Origin of the sequence: Providencia sp. JUb39, from assembly GCF_012272845.1 — a bacterium.
In the GTDB taxonomy this organism is placed as follows: domain Bacteria; phylum Pseudomonadota; class Gammaproteobacteria; order Enterobacterales; family Enterobacteriaceae; genus Providencia; species Providencia lanzhouensis.
Genome location: NZ_JAAWXD020000001.1, coordinates 1,968,721 through 1,990,983 on the forward strand (window position 1 = coordinate 1,968,721; position 22,263 = coordinate 1,990,983).

The 22,263-nt window shown below is 42.5% G+C and carries 16 protein-coding genes; 11 read left to right on the forward strand and 5 right to left on the reverse strand.

Annotated elements, in window-relative coordinates; translation table 11 throughout:
• Window positions 1–30: 30 nt before the first annotated feature.
• Entirely contained in the window at window positions 31–1,422 is a 1,392-nt protein-coding gene (locus HFU86_RS09035) for an amino acid permease (protein ID WP_036948151.1), read from the reverse strand.
• 331 nt (window positions 1,423–1,753) lie between these two features.
• The gene (gene ydgH / locus HFU86_RS09040; RefSeq protein WP_036948148.1) at window positions 1,754–2,704 is read right to left on the reverse strand and encodes a DUF1471 family protein YdgH; all 951 of its coding nucleotides are present in this window, start codon (window positions 2,702–2,704) and stop codon (window positions 1,754–1,756) included.
• Between the two features lie 387 nt (window positions 2,705–3,091).
• Here ydgH and pntA point away from each other — a divergent pair, with 387 nt between their 5' ends.
• Together pntA and pntB are read left to right on the forward strand one after the other, a co-directional pair.
• Window positions 3,092–4,621, forward strand: coding sequence for a Re/Si-specific NAD(P)(+) transhydrogenase subunit alpha (gene pntA / locus HFU86_RS09045; RefSeq protein WP_187129074.1), 1,530 nt, complete (start codon window positions 3,092–3,094; stop codon window positions 4,619–4,621).
• A 13-nt stretch (window positions 4,622–4,634) separates the two neighbouring features.
• Window positions 4,635–6,023 carry a Re/Si-specific NAD(P)(+) transhydrogenase subunit beta gene (gene pntB / locus HFU86_RS09050; protein WP_036948336.1) on the forward strand — a complete coding sequence of 463 codons (1,389 nt, stop codon included), beginning with the start codon at window positions 4,635–4,637 and terminating at the stop codon, window positions 6,021–6,023.
• Between the two features lie 187 nt (window positions 6,024–6,210).
• On the opposite strand, the gene uspE is transcribed toward pntB, so the two are convergent.
• Both uspE and HFU86_RS09060 read right to left on the reverse strand, forming a co-directional pair.
• Entirely contained in the window at window positions 6,211–7,155 is a 945-nt protein-coding gene (uspE, locus tag HFU86_RS09055) for a universal stress protein UspE (protein WP_187129075.1), read from the reverse strand.
• A 126-nt stretch (window positions 7,156–7,281) separates the two neighbouring features.
• A complete protein-coding gene (locus HFU86_RS09060; RefSeq protein WP_006659880.1) occupies window positions 7,282–8,037 on the reverse strand; it encodes an FNR family transcription factor in 756 nt (251 codons plus the stop codon).
• Window positions 8,038–8,379: 342 nt separating this feature from the next.
• Between HFU86_RS09060 and HFU86_RS09065 the strand changes: the two genes are divergently transcribed.
• The 5 genes from HFU86_RS09065 to HFU86_RS09085 all read left to right on the forward strand — a co-directional run bounded on the left by HFU86_RS09065 (window position 8,380) and on the right by HFU86_RS09085 (window position 14,030).
• Window positions 8,380–9,390: an NAD(P)H-quinone oxidoreductase gene (locus tag HFU86_RS09065; protein WP_187129076.1), complete on the forward strand. Its 1,011-nt coding sequence runs from the start codon at window positions 8,380–8,382 to the stop codon at window positions 9,388–9,390.
• A 401-nt stretch (window positions 9,391–9,791) separates the two neighbouring features.
• Window positions 9,792–11,732, forward strand: a complete 1,941-nt coding sequence (locus tag HFU86_RS09070) for a pyridoxal phosphate-dependent decarboxylase family protein (RefSeq protein ID WP_132495898.1) — start codon at window positions 9,792–9,794, stop codon at window positions 11,730–11,732.
• 82 nt (window positions 11,733–11,814) lie between these two features.
• On the forward strand, window positions 11,815–12,963 hold the full coding sequence (gene tyrP / locus HFU86_RS09075; RefSeq protein ID WP_230082448.1) for a tyrosine transporter TyrP: 1,149 nt from the start codon (window positions 11,815–11,817) through the stop codon (window positions 12,961–12,963).
• A 307-nt stretch (window positions 12,964–13,270) separates the two neighbouring features.
• Entirely contained in the window at window positions 13,271–13,810 is a 540-nt protein-coding gene (locus HFU86_RS09080; RefSeq protein WP_255425965.1) for a PadR family transcriptional regulator, read from the forward strand.
• A gap of 1 nt (window position 13,811) precedes the next feature.
• Window positions 13,812–14,030, forward strand: a complete 219-nt coding sequence (locus tag HFU86_RS09085) for a DEAD/DEAH box helicase (protein WP_132495900.1) — start codon at window positions 13,812–13,814, stop codon at window positions 14,028–14,030.
• A 189-nt stretch (window positions 14,031–14,219) separates the two neighbouring features.
• Here HFU86_RS09085 and HFU86_RS09090 read toward each other — a convergent pair whose 3' ends face one another.
• Window positions 14,220–15,965 (reverse strand): ABC-F family ATP-binding cassette domain-containing protein, encoded by a 1,746-nt coding sequence (locus HFU86_RS09090; RefSeq protein WP_187129078.1) that lies wholly within the window; start codon window positions 15,963–15,965, stop codon window positions 14,220–14,222.
• A 401-nt stretch (window positions 15,966–16,366) separates the two neighbouring features.
• On the opposite strand from HFU86_RS09090, the gene HFU86_RS09095 reads away from it, so the two are divergent.
• The 4 genes from HFU86_RS09095 to HFU86_RS09110 all read left to right on the forward strand — a co-directional run bounded on the left by HFU86_RS09095 (window position 16,367) and on the right by HFU86_RS09110 (window position 22,197).
• The gene (locus HFU86_RS09095; RefSeq protein ID WP_132495902.1) at window positions 16,367–16,843 is read left to right on the forward strand and encodes a GNAT family N-acetyltransferase; all 477 of its coding nucleotides are present in this window, start codon (window positions 16,367–16,369) and stop codon (window positions 16,841–16,843) included.
• A gap of 400 nt (window positions 16,844–17,243) precedes the next feature.
• Window positions 17,244–18,314, forward strand: coding sequence for an HlyD family secretion protein (locus HFU86_RS09100; protein WP_132495903.1), 1,071 nt, complete (start codon window positions 17,244–17,246; stop codon window positions 18,312–18,314).
• The gene (gene rbbA / locus HFU86_RS09105; protein WP_187129079.1) at window positions 18,311–21,067 is read left to right on the forward strand and encodes a ribosome-associated ATPase/putative transporter RbbA; all 2,757 of its coding nucleotides are present in this window, start codon (window positions 18,311–18,313) and stop codon (window positions 21,065–21,067) included. Before HFU86_RS09100 ends, rbbA begins: the two co-directional genes overlap by 4 nt.
• A gap of 2 nt (window positions 21,068–21,069) precedes the next feature.
• Window positions 21,070–22,197 carry an ABC transporter permease gene (locus tag HFU86_RS09110; protein ID WP_036948121.1) on the forward strand — a complete coding sequence of 376 codons (1,128 nt, stop codon included), beginning with the start codon at window positions 21,070–21,072 and terminating at the stop codon, window positions 22,195–22,197.
• The last annotated feature ends 66 nt before the right edge of the window (window positions 22,198–22,263 follow it).

Genomic DNA, 22,263 nt, shown 5'->3' on the forward strand with positions numbered 1-22,263 from the left:
GTTAAATTTAGCTCGCGACTAAAAAGTGGATTAAGCTAATAGGGAATATAACGCTGGCACTGAGGCTATCGCAATTCCAAATGCTAAGATTTTCTCTATTAACTTCAGTGGGGCTTTTGCTGTTTGCTGTGAACGGGCATACAGAAAAATAATGATCCCCGGCGCATAGAGCACCACAGAGAGCATTAAGTTAATCAATCCAGATGCGTACAACAGCCATAATCCATAGACAGCAGCAACAAAACCAACTGCGAGCAGGGCTTTGCTATGACGTTGATAAGCAACTTTGACTAAGAAGGCACCGACTAAAAAGTAAGGAACCAAAATCATCTCTGAAGCGATAGTCAGCAGAGTATTGTAGTTACTGCCACTTAACCAAATTAGCACTAATGATAGTTGAACAGCACCGTTGGTGAACCATAACGAGGAAGATGGTGCATCATTCTTATTTAATTTATTGAAAATTTTAGGGAATGATTGGTATTGTGCGGCAATATACGGAACTTCAGCCGCCATAATTGTCCAGCTCAAATAGGCACCACAAACAGAGATAATCAAACCTGCGGCAATAATGATGTCACCGCTAGAGCCAATTAAAGAGACCATTAAAGTCGCCATCGACGGGTTTTTAATCTCAGCCAGATCGGCACGAGGCATGATCCCAAGAGATAAAAGCGTGACAAGAATATAGATAATTAATGCGGAGCTTACCGCAAAAATGGTAGCTAGACCGACATCACGGCGGTTTTTCGCCCGAGCGGAGACGACGACCGCCCCTTCAATACCAATAAAGACCCACAGAGTGATTAGCATGGTGTCTTTTACTTGTTCCCAAACGGGAATGCCAAGGTCAATACCGCTAAAATCGGCATCAAAAATATCGAGCTTGAAGGCAAAGAATGCGAGTACGATAAATAACCCAAGAGGGACTAATTTCGCCATCGTAGCGAGTTTGTTGATCCCCGCCGCAGTTTGCACACCGCGAAGAACTAAGTAATGCACAACCCACAGTAAGATAGATTCACCGATTAGAGCTTGCCAAGTATTACCATCGCCAAACACAATGTTATCCGGTGTATCGGTGAAGAAGCTGATCGCGGCAAAGACAATTACTAAATAGGAAACGTTGGCGACAACAGCACACAACCAATATCCCCAAGCAGAACAAAAGCCAATAAACTCACCAAATCCTACCTTTGCATAAGTAAATATTCCGCCATCCAGGTCAGGACGAATTCTGGAAAGGAGTAAAAGAGAGAATGCAAGAAATAAGATCCCTACGCCCGTGATGGACCAGCCGATAATTAATGCTAATGGGCTTGCCACTTCAGCCATATTCTGAGGAAGGCTAAATACACCAGCACCAACCATTGAGCTAAGAACTAGCGCGGTGAGTGCAGTAAGGCTTAATGTATTTTTCAATGTATATCCTGGTTGTTGTGCAATCAAAAGTTAAAATCACGTTAAGATAGCAATGCTATAAATGGATTCACTGTCACAGCTTTTAAATCCAGTTGGATCACCTGCTAAATTAGAGTGTGGATTCTACGAATGAAATGCGCCAGATGCAATGGGAAAATATGCACAGAACAAGATGTTTTATTCACTTTCGCTATTTATGGTAAATAGGCTCACATTTTATAAAGTGCTAATTTGAGCTGTTCAGGAATAGGTATCAGGAAGTAGGGCAATGCAAACAAAAAAAGCCAGCTTAATATTTAAGCTGGCTTTCATAATAAAGTAGAGCTATCGACTATTTGAATAGGTCTGCACTGATTGTGACGCTGCCACCATTCGACTGCCATTCACGAGTGATATGGTAGTATTTTGCACCTTTAGCTTCTGCACGTTTGGCGATTTGATAACGAACTTCTGGGGTATTAGTGTAATAACCGGAGAAGGTAATGGAATCAAATGGGACCATCATGGCTGCTGCTGTTTTGTTCACTTCTTCAATGACATAACCACTTGGTAATGTCACGCTAGTACGACCCGGCTGGCTTGAGGACGTTTCGAAGAAACGACCAACAGCTTCGGTTGGTTCTTCTGAGCTTGCAACGCCTGGGATCAGAACTTTATCGGCAGCTTCACCACCCTGCGCTAACAACGCACGACCCGCCTCTGAATCAGCAGGAACAACTGCTTCTTCTTTTTGAATTTGGCGCTTAGGTGCATCTTTCTTATAGATATATGCGGTTGCTAAAGTGTTACCACCGTCATTCATGGCTACGTTGCGAACCACATAAAATGAGGCTGCATCTTTTTCTTTGGCTTTTTTCGCGATTGCTTCGTATAAGTCAGGTTCAGATGGGTAGAAACCACTTACAGTGACGGCATCAAAAGGCTGATACACTTTTGCGTCCGCTTTAGACATTTCTTCAACACCACCGAAAACTCGGCGAGCAGATTCTTCACGTTTTGATGCATCTTTTGCGTACACATCAGCAACAACACGCATGTTGCCACTGTCACCTATATCATCAAGGCTTTGAATGTAAAAGGCATAAGCCCCCATCTTATCAGCCCTACGGGAAACTGCATCGGATGCTTCATAGATAGCATTAAAACGCCCAGTGACGGTTATACGCTCATAAGGTTGTAATTCGGTAGCCTGTTTTGGCGTTAATTCAACAGCCGCCTGTGTAGCGGTTATACTAGTTAATGATAGCACCGCGGCTGCGATGACCGTAGTTTTCAGCTTCATACAAAATCCTTCCGCCTTGCGCAATTTATTATAAACATGCTGAATAATAGTTGTAACACATGGCGGTGATTATTACACGTAACTGCCCATGTTGTCGCACTATTTTATTTTTATAAGACACAAATAATGATTGACTAGTCAAATTTACCAGTTTTTTTAAAGTATCCAGTATTTTATTGACCTAAAACTAAGATTTCCACGGTGAATTCCATTTACTGTCTTAGAATCGTGATCAATTATGGATCAATAAGGCTAATTTCAGTAGGTTATTAGAACATTTTACATCTGTTCAACGACAAAATAGGACTTTTCCTTTTGATAAGGCAGTCATTTTTTTGGCGAATAACCTACAACATAGATTACTTCGAGCTTTAAAAAGGGAATATTATGCGAATTGGTATACCAAGAGAACGACTTGCCAATGAAGCGCGTGTTGCCGCTACACCATCAACAGTCACCCAATTGTTAAAATTGGGTTTTTCGGTGTGTGTTGAGCAAAATGCGGGACATTTAGCAAGTTTTGATGATGTAGCTTATGAGCAAGCTGGTGCAGAAATTGTCTCTCGTGAGAGCGCATTTTCTGCGGATATTGTGTTTAAAGTGAATGCACCATTGTCGGACGAAATTCCTTTATTAAAAGAAGGGGCGACTTTAGTCAGCTTTATTTGGCCGGCGCAGAACCCTGAGTTAATGGAGGCATTAAAAGCCCGTAATATCAATGTAATGGCAATGGATGCAGTGCCGCGTATCTCTAGGGCGCAATCGCTTGATGCATTGAGCTCAATGGCAAATATCGCCGGTTACCGCGCGATTGTTGAAGCTGCTCATGAGTTTGGACGCTTCTTCACCGGTCAAATTACTGCAGCTGGTAAAGTACCGCCAGCAAAAGTGATGATCATCGGTGCGGGTGTGGCGGGCCTGGCTGCGATTGGTGCAGCAGGTAGCTTAGGCGCAATTGTTCGCGCATTTGATACTCGCCCTGAAGTGAAAGAGCAAGTTCAAAGTATGGGTGCCGAGTTCCTCGAATTAGATTTTAAAGAGGATGCGGGTAGTGGAGATGGTTACGCGAAAGTGATGTCTGAAGCCTTTATTAAGGCAGAAATGGCGCTATTTGCTGCACAAGCAAAAGATGTGGATATCATTGTAACGACAGCGCTTATTCCGGGTAGACCTGCGCCAAAATTGATCACCAAAGAGATGGTTGAATCAATGAAGCCAGGCAGTGTGGTGGTTGATCTTGCTGCACAAACGGGCGGTAACTGTGAACTGACTCAAGCGGATAAATTGGTTGTCACCGATAATGGTGTCAAAATCATCGGTTACACCGATTTACCAAGCCGTTTACCAACGCAATCGTCTCAGCTCTATGGTACTAACCTTGTTAACTTGATGAAGTTGTTATGCAAAGAAAAAAATGGCGAAATCGCAATTGATTTTGATGATTTAGTCATTCGCGGCGTTACGGTTATCAAGCAAGGCGAAATCACCTGGCCAGCACCGCCAATTCAAGTTTCAGCTCAGCCACAAGCGAAGCCGAAAGCCGTTGAAAAGGTGAAAGCGCCAGAGAAAAAGATGTCACCGGTAACCAAAATGGCGCTGATGGCACTGGCTATCATCTTGTTTGGATGGTTCGCCAACTCAGCTCCAGCCGAGTTTTTATCGCACTTTACCGTCTTTGCGCTGGCTTGTGTGGTGGGATACTACGTGGTGTGGAACGTCACCCATGCGCTGCATACCCCGTTGATGTCGGTCACTAACGCCATCTCAGGGATTATTGTTGTTGGTGCATTGCTGCAAATTGGCAGCGGTGGCTGGGTAAGTTTCTTATCCTTTATTGCGATCTTGATCGCTAGCATCAATATTTTCGGTGGGTTCACAGTAACTCAACGTATGTTAAAAATGTTTCGTAAGGGATAAGGAGTAACTTATGTTGTCAAGTGGAGTTGTGACAGCAGCCTACATCGTTGCTGCTATCCTATTTATTTTCAGCCTTGCGGGGCTATCTCGCCATGAAAGTTCTCAACGAGGGAACACATACGGCATTATCGGTATGGGGATTGCCCTGATTGCAACCATCTTAGGACCTCATAGCGCGAATGTGGGTTGGATGATTGTGGCAATGGTGATCGGTGCCGTAATTGGTATTCGTTTAGCCAAAAAAGTTGAAATGACCGAAATGCCTGAGCTGGTTGCTATTTTGCACAGCTTTGTGGGTTTGGCAGCGGTACTTGTGGGCTTCAACAGCTTTATTGCAAGTGAAGGTCACGCCAGTAGCGTGATGGAAAATATTCATTTAACGGAAGTTTTCTTGGGCATTTTCATCGGTGCAGTCACGTTTACAGGCTCAATTGTGGCTTATGGCAAACTGTCAGGAAAAATGTCATCGAAGCCGATGATGCTACCAAATCGCCATAAGCTTAACCTTGCAGCCTTAGTCGTTTCATTTATTTTGCTGGTTATTTTCGTTAAAACTGACAGCGTTGGCTTACAAGTGTTTGTCATGTTGATCATGACCGCGATTGCATTAGCCTTCGGTTGGCATTTAGTTGCCTCTATCGGTGGTGCAGATATGCCAGTGGTTGTTTCCATGCTGAACTCATATTCAGGATGGGCAGCGGCAGCAGCAGGTTTCATGCTCAGTAATGACTTACTTATCGTGACAGGGGCCTTAGTTGGTTCATCGGGTGCTATCCTTTCTTATATCATGTGTAAAGCAATGAACCGTTCGTTTATCAGTGTTATTGCTGGCGGGTTTGGTACTGATGGTTCATCAACAGGCTCTGAAGAAGAGATGGGCGAATACCGCGAAACGACAGCAGAAGAAGTGGCTGAAATGTTGAAAAACTCAACGTCAGTGATCATCACTCCGGGCTATGGTCTGGCGGTAGCTCAGGCGCAGTATCCGGTGCATGATATTACGGCAAAACTGCGTGAACGTGGTATCAATGTTCGTTTCGGTATTCACCCAGTTGCAGGGCGCTTACCGGGACACATGAACGTACTGTTAGCGGAAGCGAAAGTTCCTTATGACATCGTATTAGAAATGGATGAAATCAATGATGATTTCGCCGAAACAGATACGGTGCTGGTTATCGGTGCGAATGATACCGTGAACCCAGCGGCACAAGAGGATCCAAACAGCCCAATTGCGGGTATGCCTGTGTTAGAAGTTTGGAAAGCAAATAATGTCGTTGTGTTTAAGCGCTCAATGAATACAGGGTATGCAGGGGTACAAAACCCACTGTTCTTTAAAGAAAATACTCAAATGTTATTTGGTGATGCGAAAGCAAGCGTGGATGCAATTTTAAAAGCGCTGTAATTGCTTATCATTGACAATGTAAAATAAAACGCCCTGAATTCAGGGCGTTTTTATATCTGAGTATTTTGTTTTTTATTATTAATCGAATCATGAGTAATTAAGAATGGTCATTAAAAAGACAATAGAAAAAAGCTCATAAATATTTCTATTTATGAGCTTCTAAATTTGATTGTTACTGCCAGCTTAACTAATCATCTGCGGCACTAATAGGGCAAACAAAACCGTCAGGTTTAATCGCTAATAAATCGCATTTTAGCTTATCAATAACATGTTCAGCAGTATTACCTAAGAATGCAGCTGAAAGCCCAGTACGACCTAATATACCAAGTACCACGACACCTGCGTGTAACTCTTCACACATGTCAGGAATGATTTTTTCAGGTAACCCTTCACGAACATAGGTGTATTTCTCATCAATCGCAAATTTCTGCCGCAGGCTTTTCATGGCTATCAGATGCTGACCGCGTAGGGCATTGTTATACAAGCTTGGGTCAAAATCAGGCAGCTCAATGGCAATGTTCATTGGCGCAATCGGGTAAGCGCTAACTAAATGAATTTCCTGCTCTTTAATAACCCGTCGCGCGAGATCTTGGGTTTTCTCAACCAATTTGATATTTAGGTCATCATGGTAAGATTCTTCATTAGAAAGATTCACTGCAACCACAACAGAACCGTGATCTGGCCAAACTTTATCTTTTACCATCCAAACAGGACACGGGCATTTTCTTAATAAATGCCAGTCTAGCGGGGTAAAAATGATGGATTCTAAGTTGTCAGTTTGATGCGCCATTTTCAGTAGAAGGTCATGTTGACCGCTGATCACTTCCTGAATGATGGCTTCATAAGGCTTGTTGTGCCAAATGACTTTAATTTCTATCTCAATACCCGCTTCTAAATAAAAATGGGCTTGCTGTTTGATCCAAGCAGCTTTTTGGCTGATAACCCCTTTGCGCATCGCATTGCGTTCTTCAGGAGAAAGCAGGGTGGTCATGTCATAAGATAGGTCATAGATAGGCAGGAAGGCTTTTATCCGTCCGCCATTACGCTGCACGATATAAACTGCACGCCTTAATGCCGGTTGATCATCCTGATTTGGGTCGATTGCTACTAAAAGATTTTTATAGTTAGCCATGCTGACATCCTCTCAATAAACGGATAGTTCCATCTCTCTAAACTATGTTATTGGGGATAAATACGCAAGAAATGTGATTAAAAAGTAACAACGGATCACAAAGTTTGTGACCCGTTTATAGGAATATTAGCAAGAAACAGGGGATACTTTACCAGCGATATCAGTCAGTTTCGCCATATCGTCGATGGTAATATATTTACCTTTAACGCTGAGCATACCGCTTTTTTGGAAGCGGCCTAACAGACGGCTAATTGTCTCAACGGTTAAGCCAAGGTAATTACCAATATCGCCACGAGTCATGGTGAGTCTGAATTCTCTTGGTGAGAAACCACGCTCAGCAAAACGATGAGATAGGTTAAGAATAAATGCAGCTAAACGCTCTTCCGCATTTTTCTTAGATAATAAGAGGATCATTTCTTGGTCCCCTTTAATTTCACCGCTCATCAGGCGCATAATTTGCTGGCGCAGGTTAGGCATTTTGCCAGATAAATCGTCCAGCGTTTCAAATGGAATTTCACAAACCATTGAAGTTTCTAGCGCTTGAGCAAAACTTGGGTGCTGTGTATGAATAATGGCATCAAAACCAACGAGGTCGCCCGCTAAGTGGAAACCGGTAATTTGCTCATCGCCTTCTTCAGTAATGGTGTAGCTTTTAATTGTGCCAGAGCGAATAGCGTATAAAGAACGTAATTCATCGCCGGCTTTAAATAAAGCTTGGCCTTTTTGAATAGGTTTTTTACGTTCGATAATATTATCGAGTTGATCCAGTTCGTGTTCATTCAGAGTAAAAGGAATACACAGCTGACTAATACTGCAATCCTGGCAATGAATAGCACAACCACCAGACTGGATGCGACGAACAACTCTTTTTTCTGGGATCATATTAAATGCTCAATCAGGTTAAAATTATTGATATGAGTCAATTTTAGCATAAGATAATTGATCAGGTAAGGGCTATATAAGACAGAAACGAGTTATTAAATAAAAAAGCAAAGAATGCTAAATTTACCAATCTAATAGATTCAGCAGATCATGCTAATTTACGGGATATTCGCAATTTCATGATTTGACATATATTAAATACATAAATTTAATATATAAAAAGAGGGACAAAAAACTTAATAAAAACACGTTTTATTTTACGTCATTTATTAGCATTAAATTAACACAAGAATAAACAGAAAAATATCATTTTTTCCTATTAACTTATAAAAAGAGGTCATAATGAATAACAATTTGATGTCGTTGCCACCATTAATGACAGCTGTCGACATTATTGATCCAAGCGTTTCAGATGAACTGCAGCTAATAGAAATTCCGCTCCCTAAACTCCTTCCTGGTCATTTAATCGTTAAAGTGGAAGCCTCAGGTGTTAACCGTCCTGACATTTTCCAACGCAAAGGCTCATACCCACCACCGCCAGATGCTTCACCAATCATGGGACTTGAGGTATCAGGTACAGTTGTGGCTAAAGCTGATGATGTAACAACGTGGGCGATAGGCGACCGAATTTGTGCACTTGTAGCAGGTGGTGGTTACGCAGAGTACTGCTTAGTGCATCAGGATATTGCTTTGCCATTAGGAAATTTATCCTTTGAAGAAGGGGCTGCTATCCCAGAAAACTTTTTTACTGTTTGGGCGAATATGTTCCAGATTGGGCAGTTGAAACAAGGGGAAACAGTACTTATTCATGGTGGTACCTCGGGTATTGGTAGTGTCGTCATCATGTTAGCAAAAGCCTTTGGTGCCACGGTGATAACGACGGTTGGCTCAGAAGATAAAGCGATAGCGGCGAAATCACTTGGTGCGGATTGTGTGATTAATTACCGAACAGACGATTTTGTTAAAGTGACTCAGGAGTATACAAATCATCATGGTGTGAATATGGTCGTCGATATTATTGGTGGCGACTATGTCAGTAAAAATTACGTAGTAGCCGCAAAATTTGGACGGATTATCCAAATTGGCATGATGAAAGGAAACCCAACTCAGCTGAACATGATGCCAATGATGGTAAAACGTTTAACCCACACTGGATCGACAATGCGCTCTCGAAGTAATGAAGAGAAAGCGCAAATCGCAAAAGAGCTGCATCAGCAAGTTTGGGGAATGTTACAGAATGGTAAGATAAAACCAATAATTAACAAAATATATACATTGTGTCAGGTGGATCGTGCACATCACCATATGGAGTCAGGGGATTTGATTGGTAAAATTATTTTAGTAAACAGGTAGCTACGACTTAACTATTTTTTAATCTTTATATAATTAGATAATAATCACGTAGGGTATTATTTGTTATTTATAACAAATAATTTACATTATCAAGTCTTTTGAGCGTAAATATCTCTTTACAGATGATTAATTTTTGAATTTTTGTGCCTGTCCACAAATCCGAACAAAATTAAGATGAGTTTGTTAATGTTTTAATGAAGATGGATTATATCTATAGACAAGTTGGCTCATTAACGGCTTGTCTACTACTGAATATAGGTTAAGGATATAAGTCTAGTCATATCATTAACAAGTTGTCATTCGACACAGACATCCCCCCGTTATTGCACTTTCCAATGATAATAAGTTGAGTAACTTAATGCAGCTGGTGCCAGCCAGCTGTAGTTGAAGGTGTAGTGATAATGAATAATTTTAAAAATAAGAACATGAACGTAGATGCGTTGTTCCTCGGACCTAAATCTGAAAATGCGGTATTTTTCAGAGAAATGATGGAATATGCAGTGACTGAGCATATGCATTGGCGTTCTGGTTATCATCCTGAAGATCCCGATTTAATTACTACCGTCGATAGATATGCACCGGAATATCGGGATACGTTATATCGCACTGAAGGTATCCTTAATCAGCTTTCCTCAAAGTTGAAAACTACGTCAGTGCCTTGGTTTTCACCGCGTTACATGGGGCATATGAACGCGGATACTTTGATGATCTCCAATCTCGCGTATGTCATGGCTATGATGTACAACCCAAATAACTGCGCACAAGAATCTTCACCGACAACGACGGTATTAGAAATCGAAGCGGGGTTAGATTTATGCGGTATGTTTGGGTATGACGTGCAAAAATCTTGGGGGCACATTACCTCGGGTGGCACAGTAGCTAACTACGAAGGGTTATGGGTCGCGAGAAATATCAAAACCTTACCTTTAGCCATGGCATCCCACCCTCAAGCCAAACAACTCTTAACGGATGTTTCAGAAAACGCGTTACTGAATATGCGTACCAGTGATGTATTGGATCTGATTGATGAGTTGAAAAAGCAAGGGCTGTTTGAAGAGATCCGTAATCTGACTTGCCGAGGCACCGGCGTTGAACAAGGTAAACTCGGTAAATTATTAGTGCCGCAATCCAAGCATTATTCGTGGATGAAAGCGATGGATATCTTAGGGTTAGGGCAACAAAACATTGTTCAACTTCCCGTTGATAAACGTTATCGCACGGATGTTTCGCAAATGCGTGACATTGTTTTCTCATTGATTGAAAAAGGCGAGCCTATTCTTGCAGTGGTCGCTGTTGTAGGTACCACTGAAACAGGTGCTATTGATAACGTCGCTGAAGTCATTAAATTACGCGAAGAATGTGAGCAACGCTTTGGCGTTTCATTCTATGTGCATATTGATGCGGCGTATGCAGGTTATGCCTGTGCAATGTTCCGTGATGAAAACAACCAATTCCTTGAATATGATGCGCTTATTGCACGTTACCATGACGAAGGTGTTTTCCCGCCAGATATCGTTTGGCCAAAGCCTGATGTTTATCAGAGTTTCCGAGCTTTAAACCAAGCTGACTCCATCACAGTCGATCCGCATAAAGTCGGTTTTATCCCTTATGCTGCTGGGGCGATTTGTATGAAGGATAAACGCATTGTCGATTTGATTTCCTATCATGCTGCCTATGTGTTTGAAGAAGTGAAAGAAAGTAGTCGTAAAACCGATAAACAACAGAATGTATTACTGGGTTCATCGATTATGGAAGGCTCAAAAGCTGGTGCGACGGCAGCGGCGGTATGGGCTGCACATCGGTTAGTTCCGCTGAACTTATTGGGGTATGGCAAAGTCATTGCGGCTGGGGTAACAACCGCCAATTGGATGATTGAAAAAATCAATGCCAGCGAGCCGTTTGTGATTGATGGGCGTGAGTTTACATTGGCAGCGATGCCTGCACCGGATTTCCACATGATCAATTTTATGTTCAGGGAAACGGGAAATACCTCATTAGAGAAACAAAACCAGTTAAATAAACGTTTGTATGAACTCTGCTCTTATGCAGCAGGACGTACTTATGCAAATGATTTTTTAACGTCGTCAACATCACTAACCCATGAAGAGTATGGTGATAATCCTCAGAATCTGTGTCTAGAGGCGAATTTCAAGGAAGAGGAATGGCATAAAGTCCATTCAATTTATGTATTAAGGGCCGCAATTATGACCCATTGCCTGCGTGATAAACAGCACTTCGATAACTACTGGAATGAATTAAGAAATATCTTTGAAGACAAACTACAACAGCTCATTGATGAAGAAAATAAACGTAATCATTCCATCCAAAAAGTTAGTGTTTAATTAATTTTGTTAGGATCTCAATATGAAAAATCGCACACTTGGTAGTGTTTTTATTGTTGCAGGTACTACGATCGGCGCTGGAATGTTGGCAATGCCAATTGCAGCGGGAAGTAATGGGTTTTCAGTCAGTTTGGTGATGTTGTTTGGTCTGTGGGCGCTAATGTGCTACACCGCATTATTGCTGGTGGAAGTTTACCAGCATGAATCCCATGAAACAGGGATAGGTAGCGTTGCTCAGCGCTATTTAGGCTCGAGTGGGAAGTTCATCACGGGTTTTAGTATGATGTTTTTAATGTATGCCTTAACCGCCGCCTATGTGACGGGAGCAGGGCAAATCATTACCTCCAATCTGAAAGGCAGTTTTGCCATTGAAATGGCAGACTGGATGGGCATTGTCGTCTTTACCATTATTGGAGGTGGTGTTGTTTGTTTTGGTACTTCATCCGTCGATTTTATTAACCGCATATTGTTTACCGCGAAAATCGTCTTTTTAGTGATCATTCTGGCAATGATGTTCCCGCATGTGGAACAGTTAAATTTATTGTCAGCACCAACCGATAAAATTTTGATCCTCGCGGCTATCCCAGTCTTCTTTACCTCATTTGGTTTCCACGGAAGTGTGCCAAGTGTCGTGAAATATATGGGCGGTGATGTCAAAAAACTGCGAATTATCTTTGTGTTAGGAAGTGCGATTCCGCTAGTTGCTTACATTTTATGGCAAATCGCTACGCTGGGTAGTATTAGCACGAATACCTTTGTGGGAATTTTAGCTGAGAACTCTGGGTTAAATGGACTATTGGAAGCCATTAAAGCAGTTGCGCAGTCAGGTAAAACTGAATTCGTCGCGCAAATGTTTATGAGCCTTGCATTAGCCACATCATTCCTTGGGGTTGCGTTAGGTTTGTTTGACTTCTTAGCCGACCTGTTTAAGCGCCAAGATAATGCATCTGGGCGTATTCAAACCGGGCTGATTACCTTTTTACCTCCGCTTGTTTTCGCATTGTTTTACCCGAAAGGTTTCGTGATGGCGTTGGGTTATGCGGCAATCGCGCTGTCTATCTTAGCGTTATTACTGCCAAGTGCGATGGCTCTGAAATCTCGCCATGTTAACCCTCGCAAATATCAAGTACTTGGTGGTAAGCCAGCATTAGTGATTGTGTTCCTGTGTGGTATCGCAGTTATCGGCATCCAGCTCGGTATTGTCTTCAAAGTTCTGCCGGATATTGGCTAACACTAACGAGTTATTGTTTTGATTTAGAAAGCCAGTTCTCTCGCAGAACTGGCTTTTTTCATTTACTTGGATCACTAAAAACACTTTTTGTACTCTAAGACGCTAATTTTCTCGCTATCATAATGATAATGGTTATCATTAGCACGTATTGATAAAAACAGATATATCTAATTCTGGCATTATTCAGAAAATCAATTATGATATTAGATATATCGGTTTTTAATTTTTTGCACATTTACTGAGAGACCAAATGGACAATCCAAAAAACCTCGATACATGTCTATGTGAGGGTAAAAGTGTTCGGCGCATGTTTAATCCAAAACAGCTGCGTATTTATATTTTGCATTTACTCGTAGATGGCGCGAATTATGGTTATGAACTGATAAAAAAAATCAGTGAGGAAACAGCTGGATTTTATTGCCCAAGCCCTGGCGTGATTTATCCGACACTGACATTACTGGAAGAACTGAATTTTATTTCAACCAGTAAAGAAACGGGTAAAGGGCGTAAATGCTTTGCTATCACGCCGGAAGGCCGCTGCTTTTTACTTTTAAAAGCGGACATTCTGGCTGAAGTTAAAATGAAGCTAAATTATGCACAAGAGCTGAAAGCGGGTAACCAATTTGCCAATGAAATTGAGTTAGCGGTAGATAAATTCAAATCATTACTCCGGCATAAAATTGTGTTACAGCAGTTATCAAAGCAAGAATCGGCTCAAGTGGTGGATATTATCAACCAAGCCGTAAAACGAATTGAGCAAATGAATGAGGCACTATTAGTTTCTGAAAATAACGTAGTCTCGGAAAATAATGCCGTTTTAGAAGAGAACGCAGTAGAAGGAAAATAACATGGCAAAAACCCGTCATATTATCCAAGTTAAAGAGCAAATTCATATGAAAGAGACCATGCAGCCAGAACAAGTGATGCAGCCGGAAGAAAATAAGCAAATTGAGCCAAAAGAAGAACAGGCAGATTCCGCGCCGAAGAGTAAGGTTAAATTTAAAGAGGTGGTTTGTCCTAGTGTGCCAATGTCATACTTTAAGCGAGCAAAAAAACAGAAATATTAAGTTGAGTTAGATGTAACACAGTGTGGCAAAACAGTTATTCATAAAATGAGAGTAAATAGGGTGATTGACCCCATTTCACCGATAAGGATTTGCGTTACTTTATTAATAATTATTTTGTCACGGTATTGTTTTGTTATTGAAGTAATGAAAAGCCCCTAGTACATGTTGGCATCTAGGGGCTTTATTATTTTAGATCTCTAGCAAAGTTTGAATTCGCTTCATTTCCTCAATCCACTGTTGTTGAAGAAGGGGCTTCTGATGCGCAACTTTACGCTGTTTATCCGCAGCCAACTTTTCCTCCAGCTCCAACAGCTGCTCAAGGAGGTCATCTTCATGAGAATGAGGCATGACCCCTTGTGTATTTTCAGAAATTAAACGGGTTTGGCTCTCTTCCAACTCGTTCTCTGAGAAGGCGGATTGTTTCTCTATCTTCTGGTAAATTTCTTCCAGATCCAGATACTCTTCCAAGCGATTATTATGAATATACCAATAACGCTGGCAACTATTTTCAATTAACCATTTATCATGACTAACGACTAACAGCGCCCCTTCGAATTGGGAAATTTGCTCGCTCAGCGCTTCCTTACCTTCAAGATCAAGGTGGTTTGTTGGTTCATCCAGCAAAATTAGCGCATATTGCGCCAAACTTAGCCCAATAAATAACAAACGTGCTCGTTCACCACCGCTTAGCGTTGCCACTTTTTGCTGATGGCGAGAATAGACAAATCCGGCACTGATCAGCGCCATTTTTCGCTGTTCATCGGTGAGAGGGGCAAAATTCCGCAATGCATCGATTAAACTATCATGGTCATCTAACTGTGCTAATTGCTGATCATAATAACCCACTGAAATCGTTGGATGGAACTTTAGCTGAATTTCATAACGCAGGTCAGCGAGGTATTGCTGCCAAATCAAACGCAATAGCGTGGATTTTCCGCAACCATTGGCGCCCATAATGGCAATGCGGTCACCGCTTTTCACTTGCGAAAAAGGGACTGAAAATAGAAATTGCCCATCCGGCGTGGTGACTTGCGTATTATCCAATTCAAGCACTCGATCCGCAGGAATCGCTTTCCCATTCAGTAACAATTGCCATTGATAGCCTTCAGTGAGGTCTGTTTGATCCTCTTTTAAACGATCTATCTGTTTTTCCATTTGCTTCGCTTTTCGAGCAAGCCCTTCATTGTCATAAACTTTGCCCCAAATCGCTAACCGCTTGGCACTTGAAGAAATACGGTCAATTTCCTTTTGCTCGGCGTTAAAACGATGCTCATCGGCGCGGTCGGTTTCTGCTAATGCTTGGCGTGCTTGGCTGCATGGAAGCCGATAAAAATGTAGAGTTTTATCTCGCAAAATCCACGTACTGTTTGTCACCTTATCCAACAAAGATTGGTCATGAGAAACCAAAACAAAGCTACCTTTCCAACTTTGAAGAAAATTCCCTAACCAAATAAGGGTAGGTAAATCCAGATGGTTACTCGGTTCATCTAACAGCAATAAATCAGGCTGGCTGATTAACGCGCGTCCTAACAGTAAACGCGTATGTTGACCGCCACTAATGGCATTTGCCGATTGCTCCCACTGATGAGGTGCAAACCCTAATTCCGTTAATAACACTTCCGCTCGCCAACGTTCAGAAACATGTTCTTGTATAGGCAGTTTTTGCAGTAGCGCATCTATCAAAGTTAATGGCGCGACTTCCGCAGGAAGATGCTGCTCGATATATGCAGTAACACAATGATTGGCATAGGTAATTTGCCCACTATTTGGCGATAACTGGGAGGTTAAAAGCTTCAATAAGGTACTTTTACCGCTACCATTGTGACCAATCAGACCAATACGGTCACCTTGCAATAAAGTGAAGCTGATATCAGACAGTAATGAGGTGGTGGATGTATCGTAGTTTAATGATTTTACAGATAATAATGTGCTCATAGCTTACTCAAATTCTAGGCGTAAAAACGCCGGGTATTGTCGATACGACAACCCAGTAAGCTGAGAAAAGACTCTTTAGCTGCTTTGCTCAGGCAGGGTTATCGCAGTGTAACACTGTGAAAGCCTGAGCTCTGGCGATTACCAAAGAAGTGTGAGTATTCAATAAGATCACACAACAGCATAAGATTAGCCTCCTTTTTTATTTTCAATATTTCGGTTGAACAATGGGCGGATGATAGCAAAGAGGGGGATTTTAGAGCAATAGCAATAATTCATTCTGTTTATCTGTCGTTATAAATCATTCTTATAATGCTTATGTTGTGATGAATAAAACTGCTGAGCGTTAGGGTTTAGCGCCATCGATGGTTAAAATTGAGCCTCAAACAACAAGAGAGATAATAATGGATATACAAATTAGAACGGCAACCCGTGAAGATGCCCCGTTGATTTTAGAGATGATTATTGAGTTAGCCGTCTATGAAAAAGCGCGTCATGAAGTAAAAGCCAGTGTTGCTGATATTGAGAACTCATTGTTCGCACCAGATTCCAAAACCGAAGCATTACTGTGTTACGTTGACGGTAAACCTGCTGGTTATGCCGTATTTTTTACCAGTTATTCAACATGGTTAGGCAATAATGGGATTTATTTAGAAGATTTGTACGTTTCACCCGAGTGCCGTGGCGCGGGGGCCGGGAAAAAGCTTCTCAAACACATTGCGAAATTGGCTTTTGAACGTCAGTGTCAGCGTTTAGAGTGGAGCGTATTAGATTGGAATCAGCCAGCCATTGATTTTTACCAAAGTATCGGTGCACAACCACAAGACGAATGGGTGCGATATCGTATGGATGCTGAAACAATTGCGAAGTTTGCCAATTAATTTGCTAGCAAAGCGATATTAACTGCTAAAAAACATTAACGTTTAAATAATATTTTTATCACCAAACCAAAGCCAGCAAATAACGTTGCTGGCTTTATTGTTACTTTTTTATATTCCTATCTACACTTGAAACAATCCCTTTTTTCGAGTGGGTGACTTTTTTGTGATATATAGCGACTTAACCTAAGCTAAATTCTGATAAAGTTATAATAAATAATAAGATAGCCTCGTAAAATGGCTGTTATATAGGCTTTATCCATTATAAAAATAATATAACAATAAAATGTAGATGATATTTATTTCAAGAGAAAACAGTTTTGTGATGTGACTAATTAATTTAATTAACGACCAAAAACAACTGTGGTTCACTAATTTATTCAATGAATAGAGAAGGGATGGTATGAAAATAAATAAGCGCAAATTATCGTTTTATCTTATTTTAGTTCTGGCAATTATGGTGGCCGGATATTATTACTGGAGCCAAAATTCGAGTAGTCTTCCAGAGGGTTTCGCACAAAGTAATGGCAGAATTGAAGCCACCGAGATAGATATTGCGACTAAAACAGCGGGGCGAATCGATACCATCCTGGTCAAAGAAGGGGATTTTGTCCAACAAGGGCAAGAGCTTGCTCGTATGGATACCCGTGCTTTACAGGAACAACTCCATGAAGTACAAGCTCAGTTACGCCAAGCCATTAGTGCGGTTGCCACGGCAGAATCAGGGCTAGTACAGCGCAAAAGTGAGAAACTTGCGGCTCAAGCCGTGGTTCGTCAGCGTGAAGCGGAGCTAGATGCTGCGCAAAAACGATTAAATCGTTCTCGCGTCCTAGTGAAAACTAAAGCGGTCTCTCAACAACAAGTGGATGATGATACTGCACAAATGCAAGGCGCAAAGGCTGCGCTTGAAGCTTCAAAGGCTCAAGTTGCTGCATCTACCGCCGCCATTGACTCTGCACAAGCGGGTATCGTCCAAGCGAAAAACCGCGTAGAAGCCGCAACGGCGACAGAAAGACGTATCACGGCTGATTTAGAAGACAGTATTCTAAAAGCACCACGCAACGGTCGTATTCAATATCGAGTGGCGGAGCCAGGTGAAGTCCTTGGTGCGGGTGGTCGCGTGCTGAACATGGTGGATTTAAGTGATGTGTATATGACCTTTTTCTTGCCAACCGAACAAGCTGGCAAGGTTGCTCTTGGGAGTGAAGTTCATATTATTCTCGATGCCGCCCCGAATATTGTGATCCCAGCCAAAACCTCATTCGTTGCCAGTGTTGCACAATTTACGCCGAAAACAGTGGAAACCCAAAATGAACGTTTGAAACTGATGTTCCGCGTTCGTGCGCGTATTTCTCCTGAATTGCTGGAAAAACACCTTGAATATGTCAAAACAGGCTTACCGGGAAAAGCATACGTTCGCTTAGATGCACAAGCCGCATGGCCAACTGATCTTGAGGTGAGATTACCACAATGACCGATAAATTGATGGATGATGTGATTGTTGATTTACAGCATGTCAGCCAATATTACGGTGATAACTGTGCGTTGGATGACATCACTCTCGCAATTCCTGCTCGAAAAATGGTGGGGCTGATTGGCCCTGATGGCGTGGGTAAATCAAGCTTAATGTCACTGATTGCAGGCGCCCGTGTGATCCAGCAGGGACAAGTCAATGTGCTCAATGGGGACATGCATAACAGTGACCATCGTCGCAATGTTTGCCCCAAAATTGCCTATATGCCTCAAGGGTTAGGAAAAAACCTTTACCATACGCTTTCCGTGTACGAGAACGTGGATTTTTTCGGTCGATTATTTGGGCAATCCAACGAAGAGCGAGCCTATCGCATTCAGGATCTTCTTGAAAGTACTGGGCTAGCTCCCTTTAAAGACCGACCCGCAGGAAAGTTATCGGGTGGGATGAAACAAAAACTAGGATTATGCTGCGCGCTAATTCATGACCCAGATTTATTAATTCTTGATGAACCGACAACGGGGGTTGATCCCTTATCTCGAGCGCAGTTTTGGGATCTTATTGACCGTATTCGAGAACGCCAAACCAATATGAGCGTGCTGGTAGCCACGGCTTATATGGAAGAAGCGGAGCGCTTTGATTGGCTGGTGGCGATGGATGATGGCAAGGTGATGGCAACTGGGCATGCTTCTGAATTAAAAGCCCAAACGGGTTGTGATGATCTCGAAGCGGCCTTTATCGCGTTATTACCCGAAGAAAAACGTGCTGGTCACCAAAAAGTGGTTATCCCTCCTCGAGATACACGAGGTAATGACGTTATCGCTATCGAAGCTCAGGACTTAACCATGCGTTTCGGTAACTTTGTGGCGGTGGATCATGTGAATTTTAAAATTCCGAAAGGGGAGATATTCGGCTTTTTAGGTTCCAACGGGTGTGGTAAATCCACCACCATGAAAATGTTAACAGGCTTATTGCAAGCCAGTGAAGGGCAAGCATGGCTCTTCGGGCAAGAGATTGATCCAAAAGATATTGAAACCCGCAAACGCGTGGGATACATGTCCCAAGCTTTCTCCTTGTACAGCGAATTAAGTGTTCAGCAAAACCTTGAATTACATGCCAAACTATTCCACATTCCCGAAGATAAAATTAACCAGCGCATTGATGAAATGTGTCAGCGTTTTGACTTGGAGGATGTGCGAGAAACACTCCCTGATGACCTACCGCTAGGGATACGCCAACGCCTCTCTTTGGCTGTCGCGGTTATCCACCAGCCAGAAATGCTGATCCTCGATGAACCGACTTCCGGGGTTGACCCCGTCGCTCGGGATATGTTCTGGAACTTAATGGTCGATCTTTCAAGACGTGACGGTGTCACTATTTTTATCTCCACTCACTTTATGAACGAAGCGGAACGCTGCGACCGCATTTCATTGATGCATGCGGGCAAAGTTCTGGATTGTGATACCCCAGAAAACCTGATCAAAAAGCGCGGGTTAGATACCTTAGAAGCCACGTTTATTGCCTATTTGCAGGATGCGGTGGGCGATAAAGATACGGGTAAAGAGACTGCCTCTGAATTTCATGTAGATGCAAAACTGAAAGAGCAAGCGGCGGAAGCGCTCAAAAAACGCTTCAGTTTACGACGCTTATTTAGCTATAGCATTCGTGAAGGTATGGAGTTACGGCGCGATCCTGTACGTTCCACATTAGCGTTATTAGGGACGGTGATCCTGATGTTTATCATGGGATATGGGATCAGCATGGACGTGGAAAACCTACGTTTTGCTGTGCTCGACCGAGACCAAACAGGCTTAAGCCAAGGCTATACGCTGAACTTAGCAGGCTCTCGCTACTTTATTGAGCAGCCTCCATTGCAAGATTATGAGCAGCTCGAATCAGGTATGCGCAGCGGAAAAATCACAGTGGCGATTGAAATTCCACCTAATTTTGCTCGTGATATTGCCAAAGGAAATAATGTTAAACTGGGCGTATGGATAGACGGTGCGATGCCAAACCGAGCGGAAACGGTGCGTGGCTATGTGCAAGCGATGCATTTAGCGTGGCTAAGCTCGATGGCGGCACGTCAGCCGGCAGGTGTTGCAGGAATTCCCGCTATTGATATCGAAACACGCTATCGCTATAACCCGGATGTTCGTAGCTTACCGGCGATTGTTCCCGCCGTTATTCCTCTGTTATTGATGATGATCCCTGCGATGCTCAGTGCGCTCAGTGTGGTGCGTGAAAAAGAGCTGGGTTCAATTATTAACCTTTATGTCACCCCGATCACCAAATTAGAATTCCTGCTCGGTAAACAACTTCCTTATATTGTTTTAGGGATGTTCAACTTTGTTTTACTTTGCATTTTATCTGTCTATGTTTTTGGTGTGGAATTTAAAGGTAGTTTCTTGTCGTTGAGCTTGGCGGCGTTTTTGTACATCACCATTGCAACCGGAATGGGGCTGTTGATTTCCTGTTTTATGAAAAGCCAAATTGCTGCCATTTTTGGGACCTCAATTATTACCTTGATCCCCGCGACACAATTTTCCGGCATGATAGACCCAGTTTCTTCCTTGGAAGGCATTGGTCGCTGGGTAGGACAGATTTACCCAACATCCCATTTTTTGACGATCACACGGGGAACCTTCTCTAAAGGGCTTAATTTCTTTGATTTACAAGCTTCATTTATCCCGCTAGCCATCACGATCCCGATTGTGATTGGCTTGAGTGTTTATTTCCTGAAAAAGCAGGAGGCATAGGGATGTTTCGTAAAATACAGAATATTTTCAACTTGGGTGTGAAAGAATTACGAAGCTTAGGGCGCGATAAAGCGATGCTGGCGCTGATTGTGTTTGCGTTTACTGTCTCGATTTATTCCTCTGCAACGGTAACGCCGGGTTCGCTGCATAATGCTCCGATAGCCATTGCTGATCAGGATAAGTCCCAACTTTCAAACCGTATCATTAATAGCTTCTATGAACCCTATTTCTTGCCGCCAGCAGATATTGTGCCGAATGAAATTGATGGCTTACTGGATAGAGGGGCCTATACGTTTGCAATTGATATTCCCCCTAACTTTCAACGGGATGTACTTGCAGGGCGCCATCCTCAATTGCAAGTTAATATCGATGCAACACGCATGAGTCAGGCCTTTTTGGGTAATAGCTATATCCAAAATATTACCTTAGGAGAAGTGAACGAATTTTTGGCGAAATACCGCAGCCAAGGGCGTTTACCTGTTGATCTTGAAGTGCGTATGAGGTTCAACCCAAACTTAACGCAGTCTTGGTTTGGTTCGGTGATGGCTATCATTAACAATATTACAATGTTATCGATTGTTTTAACCGGTGCAGCGCTGATCCGCGAGCGTGAACATGGTACCGTCGAGCACTTAATGGTGATGCCGTTAACGCCTTTCGAAATCATGATGTCAAAGATTTGGTCGATGGGATTAGTGGTACTGATTGCCTCGGCAGTCTCGCTGTTGCTGGTGGTGAAAACCTTGCTGCAAGTACCGATTGAAGGGTCGATATTGCTGTTTATGTGTGGGGTTGCGCTCAGCCTGTTTGCCACCACATCGATTGGAATTTTTATGGGGACGATTGCACGCTCAATGCCACAATTTGGTCTATTGATGATCTTAGTGTTATTACCATTAAACATGCTTTCTGGGGGGATGACTGCCCGTGAGAGTATGCCGCAACTGGTGCAAGACATCATGCTAACCATGCCGACAACCCACTTTGTTAGCCTAGCGCAAGCCATTTTATATCGTGGTGCAGGATTCGAAATTGTATGGCCGCAGTTTGTTATTTTAGTGGTCATTGGTAGCGTATTCTTCAGCTTTGCATTAATGCGCTTTCGCAAAACTATCGCCACGATGGCATAGTTTCTATTGCACCAGCTCCCATTAAATTACCTCGAATTATTTCACACAAAACGCTTGCAGATTTTA

Bases quoted from the DNA above. Each gene is read 5' to 3' on its own strand.
- ydgH (WP_036948148.1), bottom strand. From the start codon at position 2,704: ATGAAGCTGAAAACTACGGTCATCGCAGCCGCGGTGCTATCATTAACT.
- pntA (WP_187129074.1), top strand. From the start codon at position 3,092: ATGCGAATTGGTATACCAAGAGAACGACTTGCCAATGAAGCGCGTGTT.
- uspE (WP_187129075.1), bottom strand. From the start codon at position 7,155: ATGGCTAACTATAAAAATCTTTTAGTAGCAATCGACCCAAATCAGGAT.
- HFU86_RS09060 (WP_006659880.1), bottom strand. From the start codon at position 8,037: ATGATCCCAGAAAAAAGAGTTGTTCGTCGCATCCAGTCTGGTGGTTGT.
- HFU86_RS09065 (WP_187129076.1), top strand. From the start codon at position 8,380: ATGAATAACAATTTGATGTCGTTGCCACCATTAATGACAGCTGTCGAC.
- HFU86_RS09070 (WP_132495898.1), top strand. From the start codon at position 9,792: ATGAATAATTTTAAAAATAAGAACATGAACGTAGATGCGTTGTTCCTC.
- tyrP (WP_230082448.1), top strand. From the start codon at position 11,815: ATGTTGGCAATGCCAATTGCAGCGGGAAGTAATGGGTTTTCAGTCAGT.
- HFU86_RS09080 (WP_255425965.1), top strand. From the start codon at position 13,271: ATGTTTAATCCAAAACAGCTGCGTATTTATATTTTGCATTTACTCGTA.
- HFU86_RS09085 (WP_132495900.1), top strand. From the start codon at position 13,812: ATGGCAAAAACCCGTCATATTATCCAAGTTAAAGAGCAAATTCATATG.
- HFU86_RS09090 (WP_187129078.1), bottom strand. From the start codon at position 15,965: ATGAGCACATTATTATCTGTAAAATCATTAAACTACGATACATCCACC.
- HFU86_RS09095 (WP_132495902.1), top strand. From the start codon at position 16,367: ATGGATATACAAATTAGAACGGCAACCCGTGAAGATGCCCCGTTGATT.
- HFU86_RS09100 (WP_132495903.1), top strand. From the start codon at position 17,244: ATGAAAATAAATAAGCGCAAATTATCGTTTTATCTTATTTTAGTTCTG.
- rbbA (WP_187129079.1), top strand. From the start codon at position 18,311: ATGACCGATAAATTGATGGATGATGTGATTGTTGATTTACAGCATGTC.
- HFU86_RS09110 (WP_036948121.1), top strand. From the start codon at position 21,070: ATGTTTCGTAAAATACAGAATATTTTCAACTTGGGTGTGAAAGAATTA.